Genomic DNA, 4,929 nt, shown 5'->3' with positions numbered 1-4,929 from the left:
TCGAAGAAGATTGCCGAGATCATCTCGGTCATCGACGGCATCGCCTTCCAGACCAACATCCTGGCGCTGAATGCCGCGGTGGAAGCCGCCCGTGCCGGTGAACAGGGCCGTGGCTTTGCCGTGGTCGCCAGCGAAGTGCGCACCCTGGCGCAGCGCTCGGCCGCCGCCGCCAAGGAGATCAAGGGCCTGATCGATGATTCGGTCGGCAAGGTCGCCGAAGGCTCCAGCCTGGTCCATCAGGCCGGCAGCACCATGGGCGAGATCGTCGCCTCGGTGCAGCGCGTCACCGACATCATGGCCGAGATCTCCGCTGCCTCGCAGGAACAGAGTGCCGGCATCGAGCAGGTCAACCAGACCGTGGTGCAGATGGACGAAACCACCCAGCAGAACGCTGCACTGGTGGAAGAAGCCACTGCTGCCGCACGTGCGATGGAAGACCAGGCCGTGCAGCTGGGCGAAGCCGTAGCGCGCTTCCGGCTGGCATCGCAGGGCGTCGCCGCTGCACCGGCACGGCTGGCAAATGCGCCGCAGCCACGCCAGGTCGCGGCTGCCCTGCCCGCCACCAAGGCAGCACCGGCACGACCGTTGCGCGCGTCGGCCGCCCAGCCGGCGCTGGCTGCCGAGGGTGATTGGCAGGAGTTCTGAGGACACTGGGGTCGGATCCATCTTCCGTGGAAGAGGGCCCTGACCCCACGCAGAAGGCATCCACGCATGGCGTGGATCTACCGATGCCGAGAGCCACGGGGTCAGATCCCTTTCCCACAGGAAAGGGCTCTGACCCCTTACGCATGGAAAGTGATGCAAATCTCACTTCATAATCCAATGCAGAGGCCGATATCCCCATCGAGCCTCGCGCCAACGCGTGCTGGCGCCCGCCCCTGATCACAGATTCCATGTCCGACGGCCACGACACTGAACTGCACGATGTCCACGCGGCCGACGCCGCGGACGAACGCTTCCTGGTCCGCAACCCCCGCCAGCTGCGGCAGCTGCTGCGCTCGCTGATCGACCAGCGATCACTGATCAATGCGCATATCGACGGCCGGGATCGTTCGTTCCCGACCGCCCTGCTTGATCTCGACGAGGACGAAGACTACCTGCTGCTCGACGGCAGCCCGCAGGAGGCATCGAACCGTGCCGCGGAGCAGGCCGACCATCTGCTCTGCTTCGCCCAGCTTGAACGTGTCCTTGTGCGGTTCCGCCTGCACGCGCTGCAGCGCGTGGACAACGATGGCCACGTCGCCTTCCGCGCCCCGTTGCCGGACGAACTGGTGCACCTGCAACGCCGCGAGCTGTACCGGCTCGAGACCCCGGTCACCGACTCGCCACAGCTGCTGCTGCCACCCGGTGAAGCCCGCGCCGAAGCGCTGTCGATGCGGGTGGTGGACATCAGCGGTGGTGGCCTGGCCGTAGTGGTACCCAACGACTGCGCCGTGTTCGGCCTGCAGAAGCGCTACCCGGCGCAGCTGTCGCTGCCCGATGGCCCGGACCTGGACATCGAACTGGTGGTCTGCAACCTGCTGCCACAGCGACAGCCCAACGGCATCGAGGTCAAGCGCGTAGGCATGCGCTTTGACAGCCTGCCGCGCGGTGGCGACAGCGCCATCCAGCGCTACATCTTCCGCATCGACCGCCAGCGCAAGGCCCGCCGCAACGGCGAGCTGTAGGGCGCGTTCAACGGGTAATGCCGGCCGCTGGCCGGCAACCCCCACATTGCCGTTGCCGGCCAGCGGCCGGCACTACCGGTCGTCGGCGGATCCACGCCACACACGGATGCCCGCCACGCCCCGGCACACCCCCGCCATGCGTGGATGCCCAACTCACGCCCCGGTAGATCCACGCCATGCGTGGATGCCTCCCCCCGGCACCTAAAGTCCCCCCACGCGGGGCCGATATCGAGCCTGACACCGGGACTTCCGGCAGAACCAGGACCCCTCGATGAACGACAAGACCAGCTCCACCGCCAGCGCCGGTGGCGAATTCCTCAGCTTCACCCTCGGCGCCGAGCACTACGGCGTGGACATCCTCAAGGTGCAGGAAATCCGTGGCTACGATGCGGTCACCCGCGTGCCGGATGCCCCGGACTACATCAAGGGCGTGATCAACCTGCGCGGCACCATCGTGCCGGTCATCGACCTGCGCCTGAAGCTGCGCCTGGACAATGCCCGCTACGACGCCTTCACCGTGATGATCGTGCTCAACGTCGAAGACCGCGTGGTCGGCATCGTGGTCGACAGCGTGTCGGACGTGATCCCGCTGTCGGCCGAGCAGATCCGCCCGACCCCGGAGTTCGGCGCTGCGGTCGATACCCGCTTCATCTCCGGCATCGGCACCCACGACGACCGCATGCTGATCCTGCTGGACATCGAGACCCTGCTCGACAGCGCCGACATGGGCCAGACCACCCTCGCCGAAGACGCTGCCGCCTGACCCAGCGGACCTGCTTCACGTTCTGGTCACAAAACCCTTCAGTTCCCCCCGGCAGTGCCGATAGGGGGACAGAAGCCGGTCGCGCAGGAGCGCGCGGAACCGGAACGACCATCACCATCCCCGGAGATACACCTCGATGAAGTCCCTGCTTGCGTTCGTTTCGGCCGCTGTCCTGGCCACCACCGCTTCCTCCGCGTTCGCCCAGGCGGCCGACATGATCCCGCCGGAACTGGCCCCGCGTTCGGTCGGCAAGGACGGCATGGTCTGTGGCAAGGTCGAAAAGGCCCGCTACGCAGAAGGTTCCGAAGGCCAGCCGACCTTCCTGTACATGGGCGGTGCCTTCCCGCGCCACACCTTCTCGGCCCGCATCGCCGGCGAGAACCGTGGCAAGTTCTCCTTCCCGCTTGAAACCCTGGAAGGCAAGACCGTGTGCGTGATCGGCAAGATCCAGCGCGACGCCTCGCGCGCGGAAATCGAAGTCAGCTCGCCGGCGGGCCTGAAGCTGGCCAACATCAAGTAATCCGCTGTCCGTCGAACCACGCCGGAGCTCGTGCCGGCGTGGTTTCTGCTGCAACCGGGCCCGGTGCCCGGACGCGTCTGCCTTAGGAGATCGCAACGCCCATGCCGTGGATCAACAACCTGAAACTGATGCCGAAGCTGCTGTTGACCTTCGGTGTCCTCCTGCTGGTGATGCTGCTGCAGGGCATCGTCGCCTATCGCGGACTGCATTCGCTGAACAACGTCACCACCGAGTTGGCCGGTTCGCGCATGGAAAGCATCCGCATGGCCGGCGAGATGCGCGGCATGCTGGGCGAGTACCGCAATGCCGCCTACCAGCAGCTGATCCGCGCCAGCGATGACGTCAAGTCCGACGCGCGCAAGCAGGCCGTCGACCTGCGCACCAGCATGGACACGTCGATCAAGGACTACCCGAAGCTGGTCGACAACGCGCAGCAGAAGAAGCTGTTCGATACCTTCGCCAAGGAATGGAAGGACGCCCTGGCCTCCTATGACAGCGTCACCGAGATGCTGGAACTGGACCTGCCGGACGATGCCATCGATACCTTCGTGGGCGAGACCCGCACCAAGCACCGCAAGGCTGCTTCGGCGCTGGAAGCGCTGATCGCCGAAGACAACCGCCTCGCCCGCGCCTCGCGCGAAGAGGCCGCGTCCACCTATTCCGCCTCGGCCGTGCTGACCGTGATCGCCCTGCTGGGCGGCGCCGCACTCGGCCTGGTGCTGGTCTGGCTGTTCGCCCGTGCCCTGGTCGGCAGCGTGCGTGGCGCCGTTTCGGTCGCCAACGACGTCGCCGGCGGCAAGCTCGATGGCCACATCGATGTCAGCCGCCAGGACGAAGTGGGCGAGCTGATGCAGGCCATGCAGCGCATGCAGCGCGACCTGCGCGAGCGCATCGAAACCGACCAGGCCGTTGCCCGCGAGAATCTGCGCATCCGCACCGCGCTGGACTACAGCTCCACCGGCGTCTACCTGACCGATACCAGCAACACCATCGTCTACAGCAACCGCGCCCTGCAGCAGACCCTGAGCCAGTACCAGGACGAAGTGCGCCGCGACCTGCCGGACTTCGACGCCCAGGCCTCGCTGATCGGCAAGCCGGTCACCGTGCTGGAACACCGCGGCGAGATGGACCAGACCCTGCTGGGCAACCTGAAGGCCCACGGCGTCGCCCGCCGCCCGATGCAGTACGGCGATGCCCAGTTCGCGCAGGTGGTATCGACCATCCGCAATGAAGGTGGTGACACCGTCGGCTACGTGGTGGAATGGCGCGACCGCACCCAGGAAGCGCTGGTCGAAGCCGAAGTAGCACGCGTCATCGCCCAGGCGGCTGCCGGCGACCTGTCCGGCCGCATCGATGCCAGCGACAAGGAAGGTTTCTTCCTGCAGCTGGCGCAGCAGATCAACGGCCTTCTCGACGCCAATGCCGGCAGCATCGAGCAGATCTCCGGCCTGCTTGCCGCACTGTCGCAGGGTGACCTGACCGTGCGCATGCACGGCGATTACCAGGGCGTGTTCGCCCGCATGCGCGACGACGCCAACGCCACCGCCGCACAGCTGAGCGAGATCGTCACCCGCATCAAGCAGTCCAGCCGCGCGATCAGCTCGGCCGCCGGCGAAATCGCCTCGGGCAACAGCGACCTGTCGCGCCGTACCGAGCAGCAGGCCGCGAACCTGGAAGAGACCGCTGCTTCGATGGAGGAACTGACCTCCACCGTGCGCCAGAACGCTGAACATGCCCGCCAGGCCAACCAGCTCGCCATCGGCGCGCACGGTGTCGCCTCGCAGGGCGGCGACGTCGTCGGCCAGGTGGTCATCACCATGTCGGCCATCGAAGCCTCCTCGAAGAAGATTGCCGAGATCATCTCGGTCATCGACGGCATCGCCTTCCAGACCAACATCCTGGCGCTGAATGCCGCGGTGGAAGCCGCCCGTGCCGGTGAACAGGGCCGTGGCTTTGCCGTGGTCGCCAGCGAAGTGCGC

Annotated in this window: 5 protein-coding genes; all 5 read left to right on the top strand. The window is 66.5% G+C overall.

Annotation, left to right across the window (positions count from 1 at the left end):
• The coding region (locus tag AC5P88_RS20580; protein ID WP_495225897.1) for a methyl-accepting chemotaxis protein at positions 1 to 645 on the top strand (645 nt) is incomplete at its 5' end.
• Positions 646 to 893: 248 nt separating this feature from the next.
• On the top strand, positions 894 to 1,667 hold the full coding sequence (locus AC5P88_RS20575; protein ID WP_111111593.1) for a flagellar brake protein: 774 nt from the start codon (positions 894 to 896) through the stop codon (positions 1,665 to 1,667).
• A 271-nt stretch (positions 1,668 to 1,938) separates the two neighbouring features.
• Complete coding sequence (locus AC5P88_RS20570; RefSeq protein WP_495225896.1) at positions 1,939 to 2,430, top strand: chemotaxis protein CheW; 492 nt, start codon at positions 1,939 to 1,941, stop codon at positions 2,428 to 2,430.
• Positions 2,431 to 2,566: 136 nt separating this feature from the next.
• On the top strand, positions 2,567 to 2,950 hold the full coding sequence (locus AC5P88_RS20565) for a hypothetical protein (protein ID WP_005409515.1): 384 nt from the start codon (positions 2,567 to 2,569) through the stop codon (positions 2,948 to 2,950).
• A gap of 101 nt (positions 2,951 to 3,051) precedes the next feature.
• Positions 3,052 to 4,929 (top strand): methyl-accepting chemotaxis protein (locus AC5P88_RS20560; RefSeq protein WP_495225895.1); only part of this gene is annotated, 1,878 nt, incomplete at its 3' end.

It is taken from the genome of Stenotrophomonas sp. YJH_SMC_8, assembly GCF_059371315.1.
The sequence above is the reverse complement of the archived record's forward strand: the minus strand, read 5'-3'. Positions and strand labels throughout refer to the sequence as shown.